This window comes from uncultured Algimonas sp. (assembly GCF_947498175.1).
Lineage (GTDB): Bacteria > Pseudomonadota > Alphaproteobacteria > Caulobacterales > Maricaulaceae > Litorimonas.
This window is the reverse complement of the sequence record NZ_CANMJB010000002.1, coordinates 427,048-446,595: the sequence shown is the minus strand read 5'-3', so window position 1 is coordinate 446,595 and position 19,548 is coordinate 427,048. Positions and strand designations below refer to the sequence as shown.

General features: G+C 65.6%; 19 protein-coding genes. All 19 read right to left on the bottom strand.

Annotation, left to right across the window (positions count from 1 at the left end; translation table 11 throughout):
* Positions 1 to 2 precede the first annotated feature (2 nt).
* On the bottom strand, positions 3 to 968 hold the full coding sequence (gene era / locus Q0718_RS04650) for a GTPase Era (RefSeq protein ID WP_298914190.1): 966 nt from the start codon (positions 966 to 968) through the stop codon (positions 3 to 5).
* Positions 959 to 1,648, bottom strand: a complete 690-nt coding sequence (rnc, locus tag Q0718_RS04645; RefSeq protein ID WP_366523823.1) for a ribonuclease III — start codon at positions 1,646 to 1,648, stop codon at positions 959 to 961. The genes era and rnc overlap by 10 nt, the downstream gene beginning before the upstream one ends.
* Positions 1,649 to 1,653: 5 nt before the next feature.
* A complete protein-coding gene (lepB, locus tag Q0718_RS04640; RefSeq protein ID WP_298914186.1) occupies positions 1,654 to 2,457 on the bottom strand; it encodes a signal peptidase I in 804 nt (267 codons plus the stop codon).
* A gap of 9 nt (positions 2,458 to 2,466) precedes the next feature.
* Positions 2,467 to 2,868, bottom strand: a complete 402-nt coding sequence (gene acpS, locus Q0718_RS04635; protein WP_298914183.1) for a holo-ACP synthase — start codon at positions 2,866 to 2,868, stop codon at positions 2,467 to 2,469.
* Positions 2,865 to 3,635: a pyridoxine 5'-phosphate synthase gene (locus tag Q0718_RS04630; protein WP_298914180.1), complete on the bottom strand. Its 771-nt coding sequence runs from the start codon at positions 3,633 to 3,635 to the stop codon at positions 2,865 to 2,867. The genes acpS and Q0718_RS04630 overlap by 4 nt, the downstream gene beginning before the upstream one ends.
* A complete protein-coding gene (gene pyrE, locus Q0718_RS04625; RefSeq protein WP_298914177.1) occupies positions 3,632 to 4,216 on the bottom strand; it encodes an orotate phosphoribosyltransferase in 585 nt (194 codons plus the stop codon). Before pyrE ends, Q0718_RS04630 begins: the two co-directional genes overlap by 4 nt.
* A complete protein-coding gene (locus tag Q0718_RS04620; protein WP_298914175.1) occupies positions 4,217 to 6,493 on the bottom strand; it encodes a bifunctional (p)ppGpp synthetase/guanosine-3',5'-bis(diphosphate) 3'-pyrophosphohydrolase in 2,277 nt (758 codons plus the stop codon).
* Positions 6,494 to 6,537: 44 nt separating this feature from the next.
* Positions 6,538 to 6,915, bottom strand: coding sequence for a DNA-directed RNA polymerase subunit omega (gene rpoZ / locus Q0718_RS04615; protein WP_298914172.1), 378 nt, complete (start codon positions 6,913 to 6,915; stop codon positions 6,538 to 6,540).
* A 75-nt stretch (positions 6,916 to 6,990) separates the two neighbouring features.
* On the bottom strand, positions 6,991 to 9,498 hold the full coding sequence (locus tag Q0718_RS04610; protein WP_298914169.1) for a PAS domain-containing sensor histidine kinase: 2,508 nt from the start codon (positions 9,496 to 9,498) through the stop codon (positions 6,991 to 6,993).
* A gap of 54 nt (positions 9,499 to 9,552) precedes the next feature.
* Positions 9,553 to 10,893 (bottom strand): phosphoglucosamine mutase, encoded by a 1,341-nt coding sequence (gene glmM / locus Q0718_RS04605; RefSeq protein WP_298914166.1) that lies wholly within the window; start codon positions 10,891 to 10,893, stop codon positions 9,553 to 9,555.
* 1 nt (position 10,894) lies between these two features.
* Positions 10,895 to 11,947 (bottom strand): sugar phosphate nucleotidyltransferase, encoded by a 1,053-nt coding sequence (locus Q0718_RS04600; protein ID WP_298914163.1) that lies wholly within the window; start codon positions 11,945 to 11,947, stop codon positions 10,895 to 10,897.
* A 9-nt stretch (positions 11,948 to 11,956) separates the two neighbouring features.
* On the bottom strand, positions 11,957 to 12,379 hold the full coding sequence (locus tag Q0718_RS04595) for an energy transducer TonB (protein ID WP_298914160.1): 423 nt from the start codon (positions 12,377 to 12,379) through the stop codon (positions 11,957 to 11,959).
* Complete coding sequence (locus Q0718_RS04590; protein WP_298914158.1) at positions 12,376 to 12,699, bottom strand: HPr family phosphocarrier protein; 324 nt, start codon at positions 12,697 to 12,699, stop codon at positions 12,376 to 12,378. Before Q0718_RS04590 ends, Q0718_RS04595 begins: the two co-directional genes overlap by 4 nt.
* Complete coding sequence (locus Q0718_RS04585; RefSeq protein ID WP_298914155.1) at positions 12,699 to 13,103, bottom strand: PTS sugar transporter subunit IIA; 405 nt, start codon at positions 13,101 to 13,103, stop codon at positions 12,699 to 12,701. Before Q0718_RS04585 ends, Q0718_RS04590 begins: the two co-directional genes overlap by 1 nt.
* A gap of 95 nt (positions 13,104 to 13,198) precedes the next feature.
* Positions 13,199 to 14,956 (bottom strand): stimulus-sensing domain-containing protein, encoded by a 1,758-nt coding sequence (locus Q0718_RS04580; protein ID WP_298914152.1) that lies wholly within the window; start codon positions 14,954 to 14,956, stop codon positions 13,199 to 13,201.
* Positions 14,925 to 15,629: a response regulator transcription factor gene (locus Q0718_RS04575; RefSeq protein ID WP_298914149.1), complete on the bottom strand. Its 705-nt coding sequence runs from the start codon at positions 15,627 to 15,629 to the stop codon at positions 14,925 to 14,927. The genes Q0718_RS04580 and Q0718_RS04575 overlap by 32 nt, the downstream gene beginning before the upstream one ends.
* A gap of 175 nt (positions 15,630 to 15,804) precedes the next feature.
* Positions 15,805 to 17,244, bottom strand: coding sequence for a serine hydrolase (locus Q0718_RS04570; RefSeq protein WP_298914146.1), 1,440 nt, complete (start codon positions 17,242 to 17,244; stop codon positions 15,805 to 15,807).
* A gap of 140 nt (positions 17,245 to 17,384) precedes the next feature.
* Entirely contained in the window at positions 17,385 to 17,720 is a 336-nt protein-coding gene (locus Q0718_RS04565; RefSeq protein WP_298914143.1) for a hypothetical protein, read from the bottom strand.
* A gap of 440 nt (positions 17,721 to 18,160) precedes the next feature.
* Positions 18,161 to 19,525 (bottom strand): glutamate--cysteine ligase, encoded by a 1,365-nt coding sequence (locus tag Q0718_RS04560; RefSeq protein WP_298914141.1) that lies wholly within the window; start codon positions 19,523 to 19,525, stop codon positions 18,161 to 18,163.
* Positions 19,526 to 19,548 lie beyond the last annotated feature (23 nt).

Here is a 19,548-nt window from a genome sequence, read left to right as displayed (position 1 = left end):
GCTCAGACGTCGAATTCGAGACCGGCTTCGCGGTACCGGGCCGGATCGTCCATCCAGTTCTCTCGAACCTTGACGAACAGGAACAGATGGACGCGGCGGCCGAGCCAGTCTTCCATCTCCTTGCGCGCGGACGCGCCGATTTCCTTGACCGTCGTGCCGCCCTTGCCCAGCACGATGCCTTTCTGCGTGCCGCGCCGGACATAGACGACCTGGTCGACCCGCACGGAGCCGTCCTTCTTCTCGGTCCATTTCTCCGTCTCGACCATGGAATGGTAGGGCAATTCGTCATGCAGGCGCAGAAACAGTTTCTCACGCGTGATTTCGGCCGCCATGAGGCGCAGCGGGATGTCGGCGGCCTGATCTTCGGGATAGAGCAGCGGGCCTTCCGGCATGGCATCGGCCAGATAGGTGGCGAGGTCGTCCACCCCGTCGCCCGACGTGGCCGAGACGACGAAGATGCGGTCGTAGTGAGCGGTGCGGTCGAAATGGGCGATCATGGGCAGGACGAGATCGGTCGGGATCGTGTCGATCTTGTTGAGCACCAGCGCCGCCTTGCGCTCGCGCTGCGCCAGACCCGCCATCACCCGTTCCGTGTCCTCGGACGCGAGCCGGTCCTGCGCCGAGCCGGTCTGGTTCTGGCGCCGGTGCCAGGCGCCCGCATCCACGACATGGATGACGGCGTTGGCGTCGTCGGCGCCGGACCAGGCAGCATGGACCATCGACTTGGCCAGGCGGTCCTGCTTGCGCGGGGCGAAGATGCCGGGCGTATCGACCAGCACGACCTGAGAGCGGGTGCCGGCGGAGTTGCCGAGCATGGCGATGGCGCGGATCTGGAACCGCGTCGTCTGCACCTTGTGGGTGACGATGGAGACCTTTTCGCCGACCAGCCGATTGGTCAGGGTGGACTTGCCGGCGTTCGGCGCGCCGACGATGGCGGCAAATCCGCTGCGTGTGACCTCTATTGCCATATATCGATAAGCGCCTGCGCGGCGAGACGTTCCGCCTCGCGCTTGTTTTTACCTTCGCCCCGCGCCGATCCCGCACCTGTCACGGCGACTTCGACGCTGAAAACCGGATCGTGATCCGGCCCGCTGCGCTCGACGACCGTGTAGTCCGGAAGACCGCAGGCCCGCGACATGGCCAATTCCTGCAACAGCGTTTTCGGGTCCTTGGCCGACCGCGACGACACGTCGTCCAGCTCCGACATCCAGAACCGGTCATAGAAAGCCTGCGCCGCCGCCAGTCCGCCGTCGAGATAGAGCGCGGCGATCAGCGCCTCGCACGCATCGCCGAGAATGGATGTCTTGTCGCGCCCGCCATGCTTGTCTTCGGACGGCGAGATCATCACGGCCTGGCCCAATCCGATCTTGCGGGCGACCTTGGCGCACATCTCCTTGCGCACCAACGCATTGAGCCGACGCGCCAGCGTGCCTTCGGCTTCGCCGGAATGGTCGAACAGCGCATGCGCCGTCATCAGGCCGAGCACGCGGTCGCCGAGGAACTCCAGCCGTTCATTGTTGGGTTCGCTGCCTTGCCCGTCGCCATAGGAGCTGTGGCGCATGGCGCGCATGGCGAGCGCCCGGTCCTCGAACCGGTAGCCGATGCGCTCTTCCAGCTTCTCGACCCGGCGGTAGCGCTGTGCGTCCAGCGCGCTCACCCAACCCCCATGAAAAAGCGGCCGCCGCGGAAATTGCCCCAGGTCCAGGGCTTGTAGAGCACGAAATCCTCATCTACCGACGCCAGCACGAATTCCGCGCGCCCGATGATGTTTTCCGCCGGGACGTAGCCCGCACCCTGACGCACGACCGGCACGCGCGAATCGCCGGAGAAATCCCGGTTGTCGCCCATCATGAAATAGTGCCCGGCAGGCACGGTGAAGACGGTCGTGTTGTCGGCGCCGTTGTTCTCGATGCCATCATAGATCAGATGGGATTCCGACATGCCCGGGAGGGTTTCCGCATAGAGCGCGGCCTCGTAGCTGCCCAGCACCCGGCCTGCGCGGCGGTGCGTGTAGTTTTCCGTGCCGAGCAGCTCCATCCCGGCCGCTTCGCCATTGATGTGCAACACGCCGTTGATCATCTGCAGGCGTTCGCCGGGCAGGCCGACGACGCGCTTGATGTAGTTCTGGTCTATCCCGTCCGGCCGGAAGACGATGACGTCCCCGCGGTCCGGCCCGCGCGCGAACAGGCGCCCGTCCACGTCCGGAAAAGGCAACGGCATGGCGGCGTAGCGGCCATAGCCGACGGAATATTTCGACGTGATGACATAGTCGCCCTCCATCAGCCCCGGATACATGGACCCGGACGGAATGGTGAAAGGCTGGAAGACGAAGGTGCGCAGGACCAATGCGATGCCGATCGCCCAAGCGATGGTGGAGAGGATCTCCCACACACCGCTCTTTTCGGCCTTGTCGGCATCTTCGCGGACTGCGTCCGATTTGGCCTTGCGCGTCAACATCGTTGCGCCCTAGCAGCCGGGCCGCGCTTCCACCACCGCAAAGGCGACGGCGTAGTCCCGCTCGTCCGAAAGGCTGATCCGGATGCGGGCCGCGTGGCCCTCCGGCAGCAGGTCGCGCAACCGCGCCGCCGCGCCGCCATGCAGCAGCACGTCCGGACGGCCCGACGCGGCATTGATCACTTCCACATCGTGCCAGGACAGAGCGCCGCTGAATTCCGTGGCGAGCGCTTTGGCCACGGCTTCCTTGGCGGCGAAACGTTTGGCCAGGCACGGCACGGGATCGGGCCGCGCATCGCAGACTTCGCGTTCGCGCGGCGTGAATGCCTTGGCGGCGAAACGCTCCGGATGCTTGTCGTGAAGCGCGCGGATGCGGCGGACGTCGCAAATATCTGTGCCGATGCCGAGAATCATGCGGCCGCTCGCGCGTCGGCGATGATGTCCGCCATGCGCCGGATGGCCGGGCCCAGTCCCAGGAACACGGCCTCGCCGATGATGAAGTGGCCGATATTGAGTTCTCGCGCTTCGGGGATGGCGGCGACCGGCCGCACATTGTCAAAGGTCAGGCCGTGGCCGTAATGGACTTCCAGCCCGGCCGCATCGGCCGACCGGCCCCCGTCGCGCAGTTGCTCCAATATCGCCTGCGCCTTGTCCTCGTTGCCGTCGTCCAGCGCGTGAGCGTAAGCGCCGGTGTGGAACTCCACGACTTCGGCCCGCGTGGACGCGGCGGCGTCGATCTGGTGCGGAGCCGCTTCGATGAACAGCGAGACCCGGCATCCCGCGTCAGCCAGGCGGGCGATGGCGGGCACCAGGCGGTTATGCTGCCCCGCCACGTCCAAGCCGCCTTCGGTCGTGCGCTCCTCGCGCCGTTCCGGGACCAGGCAGGCGGCGTGAGGCTTCAGCCGAGCCGCGATTTCCACCATCTCTTCCGTCGCGGCGAGTTCCATGTTCAGCGGGACGTCGCGGTCCTCGCAAAGCGCGGCAAGCCGGTCCATGTCCCCATCCGTGATATGGCGCCGGTCTTCGCGCAGATGCGCCGTGATGCCGTCGGCGCCTGCCTCGATGGCGGCCATCGCCGCATCGACCGGATCGGGATGCGTTCCGCCCCGCGCGTTGCGCAGCGTCGCGACGTGATCGATGTTCACGCCCAATCTCACCGGCTTGTCGTGAACGGGCGTCACGCCAGCCCCCGGCTACCCGGCTTGACCGCCTCCAGGCGCGCCAGGTCGTCCGGCAGGTCGTTCGGGTCGTAGTCCGGGAACCGTTTGGCTGCGAGGCTGATGAGCGGCACGCCGATGTCGGCCTCTCCGCCGGAACGGTCGAAGATGCAGCAGCCTGCCACGACCCGCCCGCCCGCCGCCGTTATGGCGGCGATGGTTTCGCGCGACGACAGGCCGGTCGTGACGATGTCTTCCACCATCAGCACGGTCTGGCCGGGCTCCAGCGCGAAACCGCGCCGCAGGACGAAGTCGCCGCCTTCCCGTTCCATGAACATGGACTCCAGGCCGAGTTGTCTCGCCATTTCGTAGCCGGGGATGACCCCGCCCATGGCCGGGGCGACGATGACATCCGGCAGCGCGCCGAGATGGTCGCGCACCGTGTCGGCCAGCGCGGCGCAAAGCTTCGCCGTCAGGACCGGGTTCTTGAAGATCAGCGCCTTTTGCAGGAAGACCGGGCTGCGCCGCCCCGACGACAGGATGAAATGGCCTTCCAGCAGGGCGCCCGCTTCGCGGAACACGTCCAGAACGTCGTCGGTCTTCATCTAATCGTCGTCCTTGTCATGATGCGACCGGGTCCGGTCGGCGGCGACCACATAGGTCGAAGTGCGCAGCGCGGCAATGATCGCCAGAAGATGCCGGTTGTCGCGCACTTCGAGGTCCAGCAGCATGTCGAAGAAGGCCGGGCTGCGCTGCAGCGTGCGGATGTTGATGAGGTTGCCTGCATTCTCGCCGATGATGCGCGTCACGTCGGCCAGCGCGCCTGGGACGTGTTCGACGGTGGCGGTGACGCGCGCGGTGGACGCCGTCTTGTCCGCCGCCTGCCGCCAGCCCAGATCGATCCAGTCCTGCGGGTCCGATTCGTGGTCGGCCAGTTCCTCGCAGTCGATCGTGTGAACGTCGATGCCGCCCTTGGCCGACTGGATGCCGATGATGCGGTCACCCGGAATGGGTGAGCAGCAGGACTTCAGATGCAGCCCGATGCCAGGCCGCAGGCCCCGCCCCTTGATATAGAGGCGCGCCGTGCCGTCGCTGATCAGGTCGCGATTGGCCATTTCCGTGTCGGGGTCGCGGTCCTTCATGGCCGGGAAGACGGACTGAATGAAAACGTTCATGGACAGGTCGCCGCGGCCCAGCTGTTCGTAGATTTCGCCCACATCCGACAGGCCCATGCGCTTGACCACATCGTCGAGGGCTTTTTCGGTAAAGGTCTGGCCTTCGCGCGTGAACGCGTGGTCGGCCAGCATCGCACCGATGCGGCGGAACTCCTCCGTTTCGCCTTCGCGCGTCAGCCGCCGCAAGGCCGATCGCGCCTTGCCGGTCACGACCATGTGCTCCCAGCCGTCCTGCGGCTCAGCCGTGCCGCCGCGCACGATCTTGACGACATCGCCATTGTCCAGCCGGGTGCGCAAAGGCACGCGGCGGCCGTTCACCACCGCGCCGATGCAGGTGTCACCGACCTTGGTGTGGACGGCATAGGCGAAATCCAGCGGCGTCGCCCCGCGCGGCAGGGAGATCAGATCGCCCTTGGGCGTGAAGGTGAAGACCTGGTCGGAAAACATCTCCAGCTTGGCATGTTCGAGGAATTCGGCCGCGTCGCCGCTCTGCTCCATCATCTCGACCAGCGGCCGGATGCGCCGCAGCGGATCGCCGCCTGCCGCCTGCGCACGTTCCGGATCGTAGGCGTAGGACTGGTCCTTGTAGGCCCAATGGGCGGCCACGCCCCGTTCGGCCACGTCTTCCATCAATTCGGTCCGGATCTGGATTTCGACGCGGCGATTGTCCGGCGTGCGGATGGTCGTGTGCAGCGAGCGGTAGCCGTTCGGCTTGGGCACGCTGATGAAGTCGCGGAAACGGGCCGGGACGGCGCGGTAGGTGCGGTGCAAGATGCCCAGCACGCGGTAACAATCCGCCTCGTCTTCCGCCAGGATGCGGAACGCATAGAGATCGGCGACATCGTCGAAGCTGATGTTCTGCCGCTGCAGCTTGCGCCAGATGGCGAAGGGGCGTTTTTCCCGGCCGTAGATGCGCACATTGATGTCTTCACGGTCGAACAGGTCGCGCAGCGCCGTGGACACTTCGCTGATCGCCTCGCCCTGGCTGGTGCGCCAGTCCTCGAGCCTCCGCATGATGCCTTCATAGGCGGCCTCGTTGAGGTGGCGAAAGGACAGGTCTTCGAGTTCCGAACAGATGCGGTCCACACCGATCCGCCGGGCGAGCGGAGCGTAGATGTCGAGCGTTTCGCGCGCGATCCGCTCGCGCGACGCCTTCTTGGGATGGTATTGCAGCGTGCGCATATTGTGCAGGCGGTCGCACAGCTTGACCAGCAGCACGCGGACGTCCTTGCTCATGGCGAGGACGAATTTCTGGAAATTTTCCGCCTGCTGCCGCTCTTTCGTCGCGCTGGGGCTGAGTTCCAGCTGCGACAGCTTGGTCACCCCGTCCACCAGCTCGGCGATCTCCGGCGTGAACATGTCGGCCAGTTCCTCGCGCGTCACGTCCGTGTCCTCGATGACGTCGTGCAGCAATGCGGTGCAGATCGATGCGACATCCAGATGCAGATTGGCGAGGATGCCCGCGACCTCGATCGGATGGGCGAAATAGGGATCGCCGGAATGGCGCTTCTGCTCCCCATGTGCCTTGACCGTGAAGATGTAGGCCTTGTTAAGCAAAGCCTCGTCGGCGGAGGGGTCGTAGGCCTTGACCCGCTCGACCAGCTCGAACTGGCGCAGATAGCTCTGCTGGGCGCTCTGCGGCGCGGGCATGATCGGCGTATGGTCGTTCACGATCGCCGTATAGAGCGGCCCATACGCAAAAGCCACCGGCGAGGACCGATGGCTTGCAAGGCGGCTATGTCGTCGAAACCCTAAAAGCGGGTCGAGCTGTCATTGTCGCGGTCGCCTTGCAGCGCGCGCAGCAAGTCGGCTTCGGACATTTCCTTGGGCTGGCTGTCGCCTTGCTCGATGGCCAGGACGGGCGCCGCTTCGTCGGGAGTCTCGTCCGGCATGTCGTCATCGGTGATGACGCGCTGCAGATTGGAAACCAGGCTTTCGCGCAGATCGTCCAGGTCCAGATTGCCTTCGGCCAGTTCGCGCAAGGACACGACGGGCGTCTTGTCGTTGTCTCGATCCACGGTCAGTCCGGCACCGGCCGAAATGTTGCGGGAGCGGTGGGCGGCGAGCAGGACGAGATCGAACCGGTTCGGGATCTTCTCGACGCAATCTTCAACGGTAACGCGGGCCATAGGGAGCTCGAAACATGTGTGGAAATCGGAAGAACGGCCTTTAGGCGCACGCGCCGGGCAAATCAAGCCGAACGGTCAGCCGTCCACGACGGCGAAAAGTTCCGGCTGGGCGCTGGCCGGGTCGGCTTCCTTGGGCAGGTAGCAGGACACATGCGTGCCCTGCCCTTCGACGCTGTCCAACTCGACCCAACCGCCGTGCCGGTCGATGATGCGCTGCACCAGGGTCAGGCCCAGCCCGACCCCGCCGCGCGAGCTCTCGAAGCTTTCGAACACGGCCGCCTGCCGGTCGAGCGGAATGCCGACCCCTGTATCGCGCACCCAGAGCCGGATGCCGCCTGCGGCCGAGCGCTCCGCGCCCAGTTCGATCAGTCCGCCCGGCCGGGTGAAGCGCAGCGCATTGGCCAGCAGATTGTACACGACCTGCTTGAGCCGCGTTTCGTCCGCGCGCACCATGCCGATGGCCGGGTCGCAGATCAGGTCCAGCGTCACGCGAGTGTCTTCGGCCTTGGTCGCCACATAGTCGAGCGCATGGTCGAGCAGCGCGAATATGTCCACGTCGCCCAGTTCGAGATCCAGCTTGTCGGCTTCGATGGCGGCGATGTCGAGAATGTCGTCGATCGCCTTGGCCAGGTCTTCCGACGCGCTCTGTATGGCGAAGACATATTCGCTCTGTTTGTCGGACAGCTCGCCTGCCCCGCCATTCTGCAGGAAGTCCGAATAGCCCGCGATGGTCGTCAGCGGCGTGCGCAACTGGTAGGAGACATGGCCGACGAATTCGCTCTTCATCTGGTCGGCTTCCTCCAGCGCTTCGGCGCGTTCGCGCAACGCCCGCTCCGTGCGCTTGGACGCGGTGATGTCGTCCCAGGCGATCAGGGTCGCCCCGTCGGGCAGCGGGCGCGACAGCCAGCTGAGGATACGGTCGTCCGAACAGGTGATCTCGTCGGCCACCTGGCGGCGCACATCCGGGTCGGGGTCGGTCGCGCGCGCTTTCAGATCCGACCAGAATTCGGCGTCGTGATAGAGCGGCAGGCACATCTCGATGATCTCCGAGAAACGCGGATGATCCTTCAATTCGTCCTCCGAAAGGCTCCAGAGCCGCGAGAAAGCCGCATTATGCAGCCGCAGCCGCCCGTCCGTGCCGAACACGGCGATGCCTTCGCGCAGCTTGTCCAGCGTCGCGCGCTGCACATTGATCAGCGTGCCGAGCTTGCTCTTGAGCGTCATCTTGTCGGTGATGTCTGAAAACAGCATGCTGATCCCGCCTTCGGCATCGCGCATCCGCACCACGCGATAGAGATTGCCATTGGGAAGGGTCCACGTCTCTTCGGGTATTTCCGCCGGCCATTCCGTATAGAGATCGAGTTCGTCCGCCTTCCATTGGCGGTAGTCGGATTTCTGCGGCAGCTGCTCGCTCTCGCGCAGCCGGTCGAGCAGCGCCGAATGGCTCGGCCCGCTTTGCAGCCAGCTTTCGTCGAACTTGAACAGGTTCGTGAACGCCGGATTGTAGCTCCGCAGAACCTGATCGGGGGCGAACGAGATGACGGCCTCGCCCGTCTTGCCGAGCCAGGCTTCATAGGCGGCGACGTGGCGGTCGAGCATGCGCTTGAGCGTATCGGCTTCGGACGAATCCATGGCGATGCCGGCGACCCCGCCGCTGACCGGGAACAGGTCGATGCGCATGGCCATGCGCTGGCCCTTGCCGGTGACGATGGGCCGGACCGTGCGCGTCGGCTCGCCGGTCTCCAGCACGTTCATCGCCTCCGCCTGGGCGGCGGCGTCGAGGTGGAGCTGGCGGTCGATCACGTCGGCCAGGTCGCGCCCGCCGACCGTGCGCACATAGACCGGATTGGCCCAATTGATCTTGCGCGTGCTGGACAGGCGCCAGACCGGATGGGGCGCGCGGCTCATCATCTCGACGAAGGCGACCGGTTCGACTTCCGCCGTCAGGCGGCTGATTTCGAAGCGCGAGATCGCCTCGCGCTCGTCCTCGCCTCGGATCGAGGCATCCTGCAGCCACAGGACGACCTGCGACCCCGCGACGCGGCCGTCGGCTTCGATGATCTCGCCTTCTGGCAGCACGATCGAGGCGGAAAAGCCCCCGCCGCTGGCCCGCAGCGCGGCCAGCAGGGTGCGCAAGGTCGGCGGCTTGGGCTTGTCGGACATGGTGTCCAGATCCGCCAGGCCGGACAGGATGCGCATCGGCAGGGCGCGCGCCGGTCCGGGTTCGGAAAAGCGCATCATCGAGGCCAACGCGGCCGGGCTGCCGAAAATGCGCGGCTGGCCGAATTCCCCGTCCGAAGCGAATGCGCCCGCCTTGTTCTCCCAGACCAGAACCAGGCCCGGATAGGCGCCGAACACGGAATCATAACCGCCGATCTGGCGGTCGAGCTCGCGCGCGCGCGCTTTCCAGCGCAGTTCCGACAGGCCAAGTCGCCGCAGCAATATGACGACCAGCCCGCCCATCAAAAGGGCGAGCCCGACGGCCACGCTCGTCACGGCCAAGTGGATATCGACAAACTGCAGCGGCACGGTCGTGCAACCTTCTTCCCGTATGAGCCCGGCCGGATCGCCGGGGGCCTTCATCCCTGAGCCATAGCGTTAGCCGCCTGAATCGGGGATGAAAAGCGCCGAGCGCGACTATCGGGCGGCGGAAGCCACCTCTTTGCAGACTTCTTCGACCGTAGCCGAAACGAGCTGCGGGTCGGAGCCTTCCGCCATGACGCGGATGAGCGGCTCGGTGCCCGATGCCCGGACCAGAAGGCGGCCCGTGTCGGCGAGCTTGTCCTGCGCCGACCGGATGGCAGCCTTGACGGAGTCGGTTTCCAGCGGAGACGGGCCGGAATAGCGCACATTGCGCAGGATCTGCGGCAAGGGATCGAACAGGCGGAGCCAGGACGCGCTCGTCGCGCCCGATGCGGCGAGTCCAGCCAGAATCATCAACGCCGCAAGGCTGCCGTCGCCCGTCACGGCATGATCGGTCATGAGCAGGTGGCCCGACGGCTCCCCGCCCAGGTTGGCGTCCAGCTCCGCCATGCGGGCCGCGACGTGACGGTCGCCGACGGGCGTGCGTTCGAGCGCCAGTCCCAACCGGTCGAGATAATGTTCGAGGCCGAGATTGGACATGACGGTGGACACGACGGCCCGGCCGCGCAGCCGGCCGCTTGCCTGCCAATCCGTGGCGAGCCGTGCGATGATCTGGTCCCCGTCCACGACGGCGCCGTCACTGTCCACGAGGATCAGGCGGTCCGCATCGCCGTCGAGCGCCACGCCGACATCCGCCTTCGCCTGCCGGACTTGGGCGACAAGCGCGTCTGTGTGGGTGGAGCCGCAACCGGCATTGATGTTGCGGCCGTCGGGCGCCGTGCCGATCAGAACCGGATCGGCGCCCAGCGCGCGCAAGGTGGCGGGCAACGTTCTGTAGGCCGCCCCGTTGGCCGCATCCACGACGATGGACAAGCCGGACAGGTCCGCACCGCCTACGGCGCGGTAGGCTTTCTGCAGGGTTTCGACATAGACGTCACCCAGCCCGTCATCCGTTCGGTGCTCACCGGGCCTGCTTGCAGCGGGGAGTCCGTCCGACAGGCTTGTCCTGATCAAAGCCTCGATCGCGTCCTGATCGGCGTCCGAGATCTTGCGGCCGTCGGCGCCGAACAGTTTCACGCCGTTATCGTGCCATGGATTGTGCGACGCCGTGATCATCAGGCCGAAATCCGCGTCCAGATGCGGGACCGTCATGGCGGCCGCCGGGGTCGGCAAGACGCCGAGCGCGGTCACGTCCACGCCCTGCCGGACGAGCCGTTCCGTCATGACGGCCTCCAGGCCGGGGCCGGATTCGCGCGTGTCGCGGCCGATCACCGCCTGCGAGCCCGGGCCGAAATGCGCGCCGATGGCGTCGGCCATGGCGGCGACCGACGCCGCCGACAGCTTGCCCTCGCCCGCGCGGCCGCGGATCCCGTCCGTTCCGAAGTACCGTGTCATGTCAGAGCTTGTCCATCCGGCCGTCGGCCTTGAGTTGGGTCACGATGTCCTTGACGTCCTGCGAAGCGTCCAGATTGACGACGAGGATGCGGCCGTCGCGCACGATCACGCCCACATTGTCGAGCCCGACCAACGCCACGAGCGGTCCGTCTGTGTCGATCAGGCTGTCCTGGCTGCCATGGGCGTAGCCGTCGCCGAGGATGACGGTGTCCGTACCGTCCGCATGGAGCGCGCGATAGGACTTGAAACTGCCGATGTCGCGCCACCCCAGATCGCAGGGCAGGACGGCTCCGAGGCTGGTCCGTTCCATCAGCGCAATGTCGATCGGTTCGGGCTTGCAGCGCGCAAACGCGGCCCCATCCAGCGTAATGGTCTGACCGTCGCGCATTGCCTTGACGTAGGATTTGCGCGCCGGATTGGCACAGTCCGGCGCCAAACGCAGCATCTCTTCGATCACCAGGGACGGTTTGAGCAGGAATATCCCACTGTTCCAGTAGTAGCCGCCTTCGGCCAGATAAGTCCGCGCCGTCGCTTCGTCCGGCTTTTCTCGGAAGGACGCGACCCTGAAGGCTTCGTCGGCTAACGCCTCGCCGCGCTGGATATAGCCGAACCCGGTCGCCGGCCGGTCGGGCGCGATGCCGAACGTGACATGATGACCGTCGGCCGCAATGGGCGCTGCCGTGCGTACGGCGTCCAGCAACCGGTCCGGCTTGCGGATGACGTGGTCGGCCGGACAGAGCAGCAGCAGCGTGTCCGGTCCGTGGGTCGAAGCGTGCAGCGCAGCCACCATGGCGCACGGCCCCGTATTGCGGCCTTCCGGTTCGACGATGATCGTGCCGATATCGTCGATCTGGGCTTGGATGGCCGGAATGTGGCTTTCGCTGCAGATGAAGACGGGCGGCAGGAAATCGTCGTCGCGGAAGCGGTCGGCGGTGTCGCGGATCATGGTGCGTTCGCCCGACAGGGCCAGGAACTGCTTCTCCGCCGATTGGCGCGACAGCGGCCAAAGGCGGCTGCCGGCACCGCCGCTCACGATGACGGGAAGGATCCGCATGGCTGGAGCCTACCCGCCCAAGCTGACCGCGCCCATGCGGTAGCGGACCAGCACCCGGCAATCCGTCAGCGCCCCGCCGCGCGGCGGTTCGAACGTCCAGGTCCGGACGGCCCTCTCGGCCGAGGCTTCGAACAATCCGACTGGCAGGGCGCGTTCCGTTTCGGCCGCGGCGACCGAGCCGTCCGGTGCAATGTCCAGGCGCAGCAGGACCCAGCCCTGACGGCCGGTGCGGAACGGGCGTTTCGGGTATTCGGGAAGGTCGAGATCGATCGCCGCCAGCGCTTCGCCGCCGATGCAGTCGTCAGGGTCGGCATACCCCTTCACATAGGGATCGGGCGGATATTGGCTCTGCGGGTTGAAGACGCTCGTCGAGCCGCACCCGGCGAGCCCGATGGCGCTCAGGCCTAACGCCATGATCGCCGCGCGTCTCATTCGCCTTCCCCGAACCGTTCGCCGACCAACCGGCTCAGCGCCTCGATCACGGTTTCGGCCTCCCGGCCTTGCGCGGTCAGGGTGATCTTCTCCCCGCAGGCCGCGCCGAGCAGAAGCAGTTCCATCACGCTGTCCGCCTCCACGGTTTCAGCGCAGACGTCGTTGTGGCTGCGCACCCAGACGCGCGCGTCGTGCCGGCTGACCACATCCATGAACTTGTTGGACGCCCGCGCGTGCAGGCCGCGCATGTTGCGAAGCTGCAGCGTGGTGGACGCCGTGGGAGCACCGTCGGCTTCGGGTATGCCGCAGCCGAGCGGCATCAGCCTTCGCCGGCCAGGATGCGCGACGCGATGGCGATATAGCGCTGCCCGGCGTCCTTGGCCTTCTGCGAAGCTTCGGACAGGGTCGCCGTGCGGCGGGCTTCGGCCAGCTTAATCAGCATGGGCAGATTGACCCCGGCCAGCACTTCGACCTTGTCGTCGCGGAGCATGGAAATGGCGAGATTAGACGGCGTGCCGCCGAACATGTCGGTCAGCAGGATGACGCCGCGCCCCGCCTCGACCTTGTCCACCGCCTTGCGGATATCGTCGCGGCGGCGTTCGATATCGTCATCGGGGCCGATGCAGATCGTCTCGATCGCGTCCTGCGGCCCGACCACATGTTCGGTCGCGCGCTTCAGCTCGATGGCGAGTTCGCCATGGGTGACGATGACCAGTCCGATCATATGACAATCCGGCAATGCATCTGCCGGGTAAAACCGGATTTTCGCGCCGCGTAAAGCGCTTTCTGACGTGGAACTGCGTCTGCCGCTCCGGCACGCTAACTCCGCATGCGCCGCGGTGCGGACGGTCCCCCGCCCTGTGTCTGTCGCGGAAGCTCCACGGTAAAACGCGCCCCTACTACGTTGCCGGACGCATCCATGCGGTTTTCGGCCCAGATGCGGCCCTTGTGGGCGGCCACGATCTGGCGACTGATCGCCAGTCCCAGCCCGGAATGCGAGCCGAACGTCGCGCCTTCCGGGCGCTGCGTGTAGAATCGCTCGAACACGGTTTCCAGATTGCCGGGCGGGATGCCGGGGCCTTCGTCCGTGACGGAGATGCTCACGGTCCGTTCGTCCGCGCTGGCCCCGATCCGCACCGTGCCGCCCTCTGGCGAGAAGGTCAGCGCATTGTCGATCAGGTTGCGCAGCACCTGCGCGAACGGCGTTTCGAACGCGCGGATATAGACGGGCGCACCGAGCGCGCTTTCATCGACCACCGACGGGCCCGTGCCCGAGCGGGTCTGGCGATAGAAGGCGGCGATGTTGCCGACGACTTCGCCGACATCAAGGGTCTGCGCCGTATCGCGGGCCAGGTTGGCATCCACCCTGGAGGCGTCGCTGATATCGGTGATCAGCCGGGTCATGCGCGCCACATCCTGGGAAATGATCGCGATCAGCTTCTCGCGGTCCGCATCCGTGCGGGCCACGCGCAGCGTATCGGCGGCCGACCGCAAAGACGTCAGCGGGTTCTTGATCTCGTGCGCCACGTCGGCGGCGAAATTGGCGATGTCGTCCACCCGGTTGTAGAGCCCGCGCGTCATGTCGCGCATGACCACGGACAGATCGCCGATCTCGTCGCGGCGGTAGGACAGGTCAGGAATGACGTCGTAATTCTGCGGATTGCGCGCCACCCGTTCCGACGCCTTGGCCAGACGACGCATCGGCAGGGTGATGAAGAGGATCAACGCGAACGACGATAGCAGCGCCATGGCGAGCGCCAGTCCGATGATCGGCGCCAGCGCGCGTCGCTCCGCATTGACGATGCCGCTGACGTCCCGGCTTTCCACCGTCACCGCACCCAAGACCTGTTGCACGCGCGTGACCGGCAAAGTGGCCGACACGACCAGCGTATCGGCCTCGTCGTAATGCGCGCCGGTCACGGGGTCCCCGGTCAGGGCGGTGCGAACGTCCGCCTTCAGGTCGCGACGCATGCGGTTGCGCCGGGCCTCGCGCCAGGGCAAGTCTTGGAAGACGGATTGCAGCCAAGCGTCGGCCGAATCGCGCCAGCGATCGCGACGCGGCGCGGGCGGCGTTTCCTCGGTCTGGATCGGGTCGAGCGCGCCGACTTCGATATCGTCGTCCAGCTGCGCCGTGTCGGCCACGACCTGGCCCGACCGGTCGTGCAGTCGCACGCGCCAATCGCGCGGCACATTGACCCCGCGCAGAACCTGCCGAGCATTGTCGATGTCGAGTTCGGACGCCTGTCCCTGCCCGGTCGCGCGTTCGCCCATCACCGTGGTGATGGTCGCGGCGAGCGAGGCGAGATTGTCCACCTTGCCCTGGATCAGCCCGTCCTCGAACCGGTTCATGGCCAGCGCGCCGGCCACGAGGATCGCCAGGCCAACCAGATTGGCTGCCAGGATCAGCTGCGTCAGTCTCGAGGACAGCAGAAAACGCCGGGGCGTGAAGCGCCGGCGTTCTCTTTTCCGCCGCGCCGCCCGTAGGCCGAGACGGCGCAAGGGACGGAAACGGGGACGGGACGCTCGTCCGGAAACGGTTCGCGTCTCAGCTTTCCTTGTATTTGTATCCGACGCCATAGAGCGTTTCGATACCGTCGAAGGTGCTGTCCGTCTTGCGGAATTTTTTGCGAAGCCGTTTTATGTGGCTGTCGATGGTCCGGTCATCGACATAGATCTGGTCGTCATAGGCGGCATCCATCAGCTGGTCGCGCGATTTGACGTAGCCCGGACGCTTGGCCAGCGCCTCCAGGATCAGGAACTCCGTCACCGTCAATCGCACCTGGTCGCCGTTCCAGGAACAGGCGTGGCGATTCGGATCGAGCAGCAGCTTGCCGCGGCGGATGACCTTGTCGTCGCCCGCTTCGGGCATCGGATCGGCCGTGGACGTCAGCTTGGCGCGGCGCAGTATGGCCTTGATGCGCTCGCCGAGCAGACGCTGCGAGAACGGCTTGGTGATGTAGTCGTCCGCGCCCATGGAAAAGCCGATTGCCTCGTCTAGCTCGTCATCCTTGGAGGTCAGGAAGATCACGGGCAGATTGGAGGTCTGGCGCAAGCGGCGCAACAGTTCGATCCCGTCCATGCGCGGCATCTTCACGTCGAACACGGCCAGGTCCGGCGGGCTGGCGCGCAACGCGTCGAGCGCGCTCGCCCCGTCATGGAACTTGCGGACCTCGTAGCCCTCGCCTTCCAGATACATGGAGACCGAGGTCAGGATGTTCTCGTCATCATCGACAAGGAAGATTGTGGCCATGGACCGGGCTCCGACGCGGCGGGAGGTGTAGTTCCGGTCTTTGACTAGGCTCAATGTCTGCATGTGTAAAACCCCAGCGTGTGTTGCGATTGATAGAACCCTAACGCCGGGGTTTGGCAGGAGTGAGGCGGAACGCCGCCTCGTTTTCGCAACAATGTGGCGCAAATGCGGCCGATCATTCGCGGCGGAGCCTGTAGCCGCCGCTCACCACTTCGATAACCCGGCCCGCATCGTCGCGCACGAAGCGCAGGGGTTCGCCGTCGGAACCGTCCTCGCGCTGGCGGCGGAACAGATCGCCTTCGACAGGCTCGAACGTTTCCATCTCGTCCTGCGGTTCGTCGTCATGCAGCGGCACGCGGAACAGCCCGTCCCCAGCCAGGCCGATATAGACGTCCCAGTCATAATTGGGCCGGCTGTAATGACCTTCATAATCCGTCAGGTCGCGGGACTCGTCCGACGCCGCGTCTTGCGCATCCTCGCCGTGAACGGCCTTCACGTCCTCCGACGTCATCGCGTAGATCATGCGCGCCAGTCCGCCCGCGCTGACATCGTTGGCGGTCGCCATGGCAATCACGCCGATCCTGTCCGGATTGCGCATCATGAATTCGGTCACCGTGCCGGGGCAGTATCCGCCGTGTCCCCAGAGGGTCTTGCCGTCCAGTCGGCGCGTCGCATAGGCAAGGCCCCAGGCCGGTTCGTCGAAGTCCTCACCAGTCCAATGGACCCGCTGCATCGTCTTCAGCGTGGCGGGGTCGAGGATCTCGGCGTCGTCCGCATCGCGCAGGCGGAAATGCCAAGCCATGAAGTCGGCCATGTCGTCGATGCTGGACGCGACCCCGGCGGCGGACGCGTAAGCGTCGAAGCTGTGCGGCGCGACCGGTTGGCGCTGGCCGCGTCCGTCGCGGACATAATAGCCGCGCGCGAATCCCTGCCCGACCCTGTCGAACGGCATGTCGGTCGTCGTGTTCTCCATGCCGAGCGGGTTCAGGATTTCCGCCTGGACATAATCGTGGAAGGACCGCCCGCTCGCCGCTTCGATCACTTGGCCCAGCGCCGCCATGCCGAGATTGGAATACTGCCAGTGGTCGTAGGGCTCGTACCAGTCCTCGCGCATGGACACATTGGCGCGCAGCGTGCCGTCGTCCGGAAATGCATTGTTGAACCAGAAATCGGCGTTTTCGCGCGGCAGTCCCGATACGTGCGACAGCAGGTTGCGGACCGTGACATCGTCTGCGCCCTCACCCGCATCGTCGCCGAGATAGCGCGACAAGGGCGCGTCCAGATCGATGCGGCCGTCTTCGACCAGATCCATGACCGAAATTCCGGTGAACAGCTTGGAAACCGAGCAGATGCTGAACGCCGTATCGTCCGTCACGCTGCGCCGGGTCTGCAGATCCTGAACGCCGTAAGTGTGTCTCCAGACCGTGTCCTGGTCGGCGACGATGGCAAAGGCCGCGCCGGGGACGGCCTCTTTGGCCAATTGCGCGTCGATGATGGTTTCCACGGCGCGCAGCTTGGACGCCAGCACCTCCTGAGGGGTGGCCGCCTGAGACGGCAGCGCCCCGGCCACGAGCGCCAGACAGGCGGCGGAGAGGAAAAAGCGGGAACGGGTCAAGGCAGCCTCCATGCGTGATATGGCATGATCCATCGGGCACAGGGGCGGTCCGGGTCAAGCCGGAACGAAAACGCCCCCGCATCGGCGGAGGCGTCAAGAAGGGAGACGCGCGATGAAGCGCGTCCGGATTTGGACATGCGTTACTTGCCGGCGCTGGCCGAGACGTCGGCTTCGACGCTCAATACTTTCTCGGCAGGCTTCACGGTCTTGCCCCAGACGACTTCGACCGTGTCGTCGCGGCGGACCTTGCAGGTCACTTTGTCCTTCTCGCCGTCGGCTTCGATGCGGAATGACAGGGTCTGGACGCGGGAATTGCCCTTGACCGTCTTGAAGTCGAGATCGGTCTGGGTCGCGTCCAACTGACTCTCGATTTCGGCCTTGCAGGCGGAGATGTTGTCGGCGGTGGACGTGCTGGCGAGGGCGGCGCCGGGCAGGACGATCAGGGCGGCGGCGGCAAGGAGAGTCAGGGTTTTCATGGATCGGACTTTCGGGTTCAGAACAGGTGCGTTGACGGTATGGCGGGGGAGTCGCCACGCCCGCGCCCTACCCGGCACGCGCCGCGAAATGGGTCACATGAGGCCATGCAGGAATGAATGAAGCGACACTGGGCTGCATGATCCTGTATGACGCATCCTTGATGGCAGGACGGACGCGTCGGCAAAAGGGGTGAAACTTCAAACGATTACGGGGCTGGTGACGCTCGTCCTGCCCGCTGGACGCAAATGACGGGCCTGCCGAAAACCCGGCCAGTCATAATTGCAAGACAGACATGGCGATATGCAAGCCCCGGAATTGGACGGCTTCGGTGCAATGAAGCCCAAAAAACGTTCATGGCGGGCTTCCGACCCGCCAGCGGCGCAGCGCTGATTTCGTCGGCGTTGCTGCGACGAAGACATGCGTCGTGTGTGGCGTCACGCTAATAGATGCACTCCGTATAACATCGCGAAATGTCGCCGTTCCAGTCGCCCAGATAGGCCGCGATCAGGCGGTCGGCGTTGGACTGCCCCGTGCGGACCATGGCGTCGAGCGGTTGGAGGAAGACGCTTTCGTTCTCGCCGTGCCCGTTCATGCGCGCACGTTTGTTCAGCGTCTCGCGGGCGATGTCGAGCGTCGCTTCCGCCAGATCGCGCACGGACCGGCCGCGAATGACGGCGTCGAACCCCTGTGCGGGCACATCTTCGCGCAATTGTTGGCGCTCTGCCTCTGTCCAGCCCTTCACCAGATCCCACGCCGCGTCCAGCGCGCCGTCATCATAGAGCAATCCGACCCAGAAGGCAGGCAGCGCGCAAAGCTCGTCCCACGGCCCCGTATCCGCGCCGCGCATCTCCAGGAAACGCTTCAGCCGGACTTCCGGAAAGATGGTCGAGAGGTGATCCTCGAAATCGGACAGGGTCGCGCGCTCGCCCGGCACCAGGTCGAGCTTGCCGTCCAGAAAGTCGCGAAAACTCTTGCCCGACGCGTCTAGATAGGTGCCGTTCCGGTGGACGAAATACATCGGCACATCGAGCGCGTAATCGACATAGCGCTCAAACCCGAACCCGTCCTCGAACACGAAAGGCAACATGCCGGTCCGGTCAGCGTCCGTGTCCATCCAGACGCGCGACCGGTAGGATCTAAAGCCGTTCAGCGTGCCGTCGGTGAAAGGCGAATTGGCGAACAACGCCGTGGCGATGGGCTGCAGGGCGAGGCTGACGCGGAATTTGCGCACCATGTCGGCCTCGGACGAAAAATCGAGGTTGGTCTGCACCGTGCAGGTGCGGAACATCATCTCCCGGCCCAGCGTGCCGACGCGTTGCATGTAGGCGCGCATGATCTTGTAGCGGCCCTTGGGCATGACCGGCACGTCCTCCAACCGCGTGTCGGGCCGGAAACCGAGCGACAGGAAGCCCGCACCGATCTCGTCGGCCACCGTCTTGACCTCGCGCAGGTGGCGCGTGACCTCGGCGCAGGTCTGGTGGACATGTTCGACCGGGGCGCCGCTCAGTTCGAACTGCCCGCCCGGTTCCAGGCTGACCGAGGCCCCGTCGCGCTTGAGCGCGATCAGCAGGCCGTTCTCTTCCACCGGATGCCAGCCGAAGCGGAGCAGCCCTTGCAGCAGTGCGCGGATCGAGGTTTCGCCGTCATAAGTCAGCGGCGCGTTATCTGCCGTCGCGAACGCGATCTTCTCGTGTTCCGTGCCGATGCGCCAATCTGCCTTGGGCTTGCAGCCCTCGGCGAGATATTCGACCATCTGCGCGTGGTGTTCGATCGGTTGGGGATTTGGGGAAGACGGGCCGCTCACAAACGCCGCCTAGGCCTGGCCGC

Bases quoted from the DNA above. Each gene is read 5' to 3' on its own strand.
- era (WP_298914190.1), bottom strand. From the start codon at position 968: ATGGCAATAGAGGTCACACGCAGCGGATTTGCCGCCATCGTCGGCGCG.
- lepB (WP_298914186.1), bottom strand. From the start codon at position 2,457: ATGTTGACGCGCAAGGCCAAATCGGACGCAGTCCGCGAAGATGCCGAC.
- acpS (WP_298914183.1), bottom strand. From the start codon at position 2,868: ATGATTCTCGGCATCGGCACAGATATTTGCGACGTCCGCCGCATCCGC.
- pyrE (WP_298914177.1), bottom strand. From the start codon at position 4,216: ATGAAGACCGACGACGTTCTGGACGTGTTCCGCGAAGCGGGCGCCCTG.
- rpoZ (WP_298914172.1), bottom strand. From the start codon at position 6,915: ATGGCCCGCGTTACCGTTGAAGATTGCGTCGAGAAGATCCCGAACCGG.
- Q0718_RS04610 (WP_298914169.1), bottom strand. From the start codon at position 9,498: ATGAAGGCCCCCGGCGATCCGGCCGGGCTCATACGGGAAGAAGGTTGC.
- glmM (WP_298914166.1), bottom strand. From the start codon at position 10,893: ATGACACGGTACTTCGGAACGGACGGGATCCGCGGCCGCGCGGGCGAG.
- Q0718_RS04600 (WP_298914163.1), bottom strand. From the start codon at position 11,947: ATGCGGATCCTTCCCGTCATCGTGAGCGGCGGTGCCGGCAGCCGCCTT.
- Q0718_RS04595 (WP_298914160.1), bottom strand. From the start codon at position 12,379: ATGAGACGCGCGGCGATCATGGCGTTAGGCCTGAGCGCCATCGGGCTC.
- Q0718_RS04590 (WP_298914158.1), bottom strand. From the start codon at position 12,699: ATGCCGCTCGGCTGCGGCATACCCGAAGCCGACGGTGCTCCCACGGCG.
- Q0718_RS04585 (WP_298914155.1), bottom strand. From the start codon at position 13,103: ATGATCGGACTGGTCATCGTCACCCATGGCGAACTCGCCATCGAGCTG.
- Q0718_RS04580 (WP_298914152.1), bottom strand. From the start codon at position 14,956: ATGGCGTCGGATACAAATACAAGGAAAGCTGAGACGCGAACCGTTTCC.
- Q0718_RS04575 (WP_298914149.1), bottom strand. From the start codon at position 15,629: ATGGCCACAATCTTCCTTGTCGATGATGACGAGAACATCCTGACCTCG.
- Q0718_RS04565 (WP_298914143.1), bottom strand. From the start codon at position 17,720: ATGAAAACCCTGACTCTCCTTGCCGCCGCCGCCCTGATCGTCCTGCCC.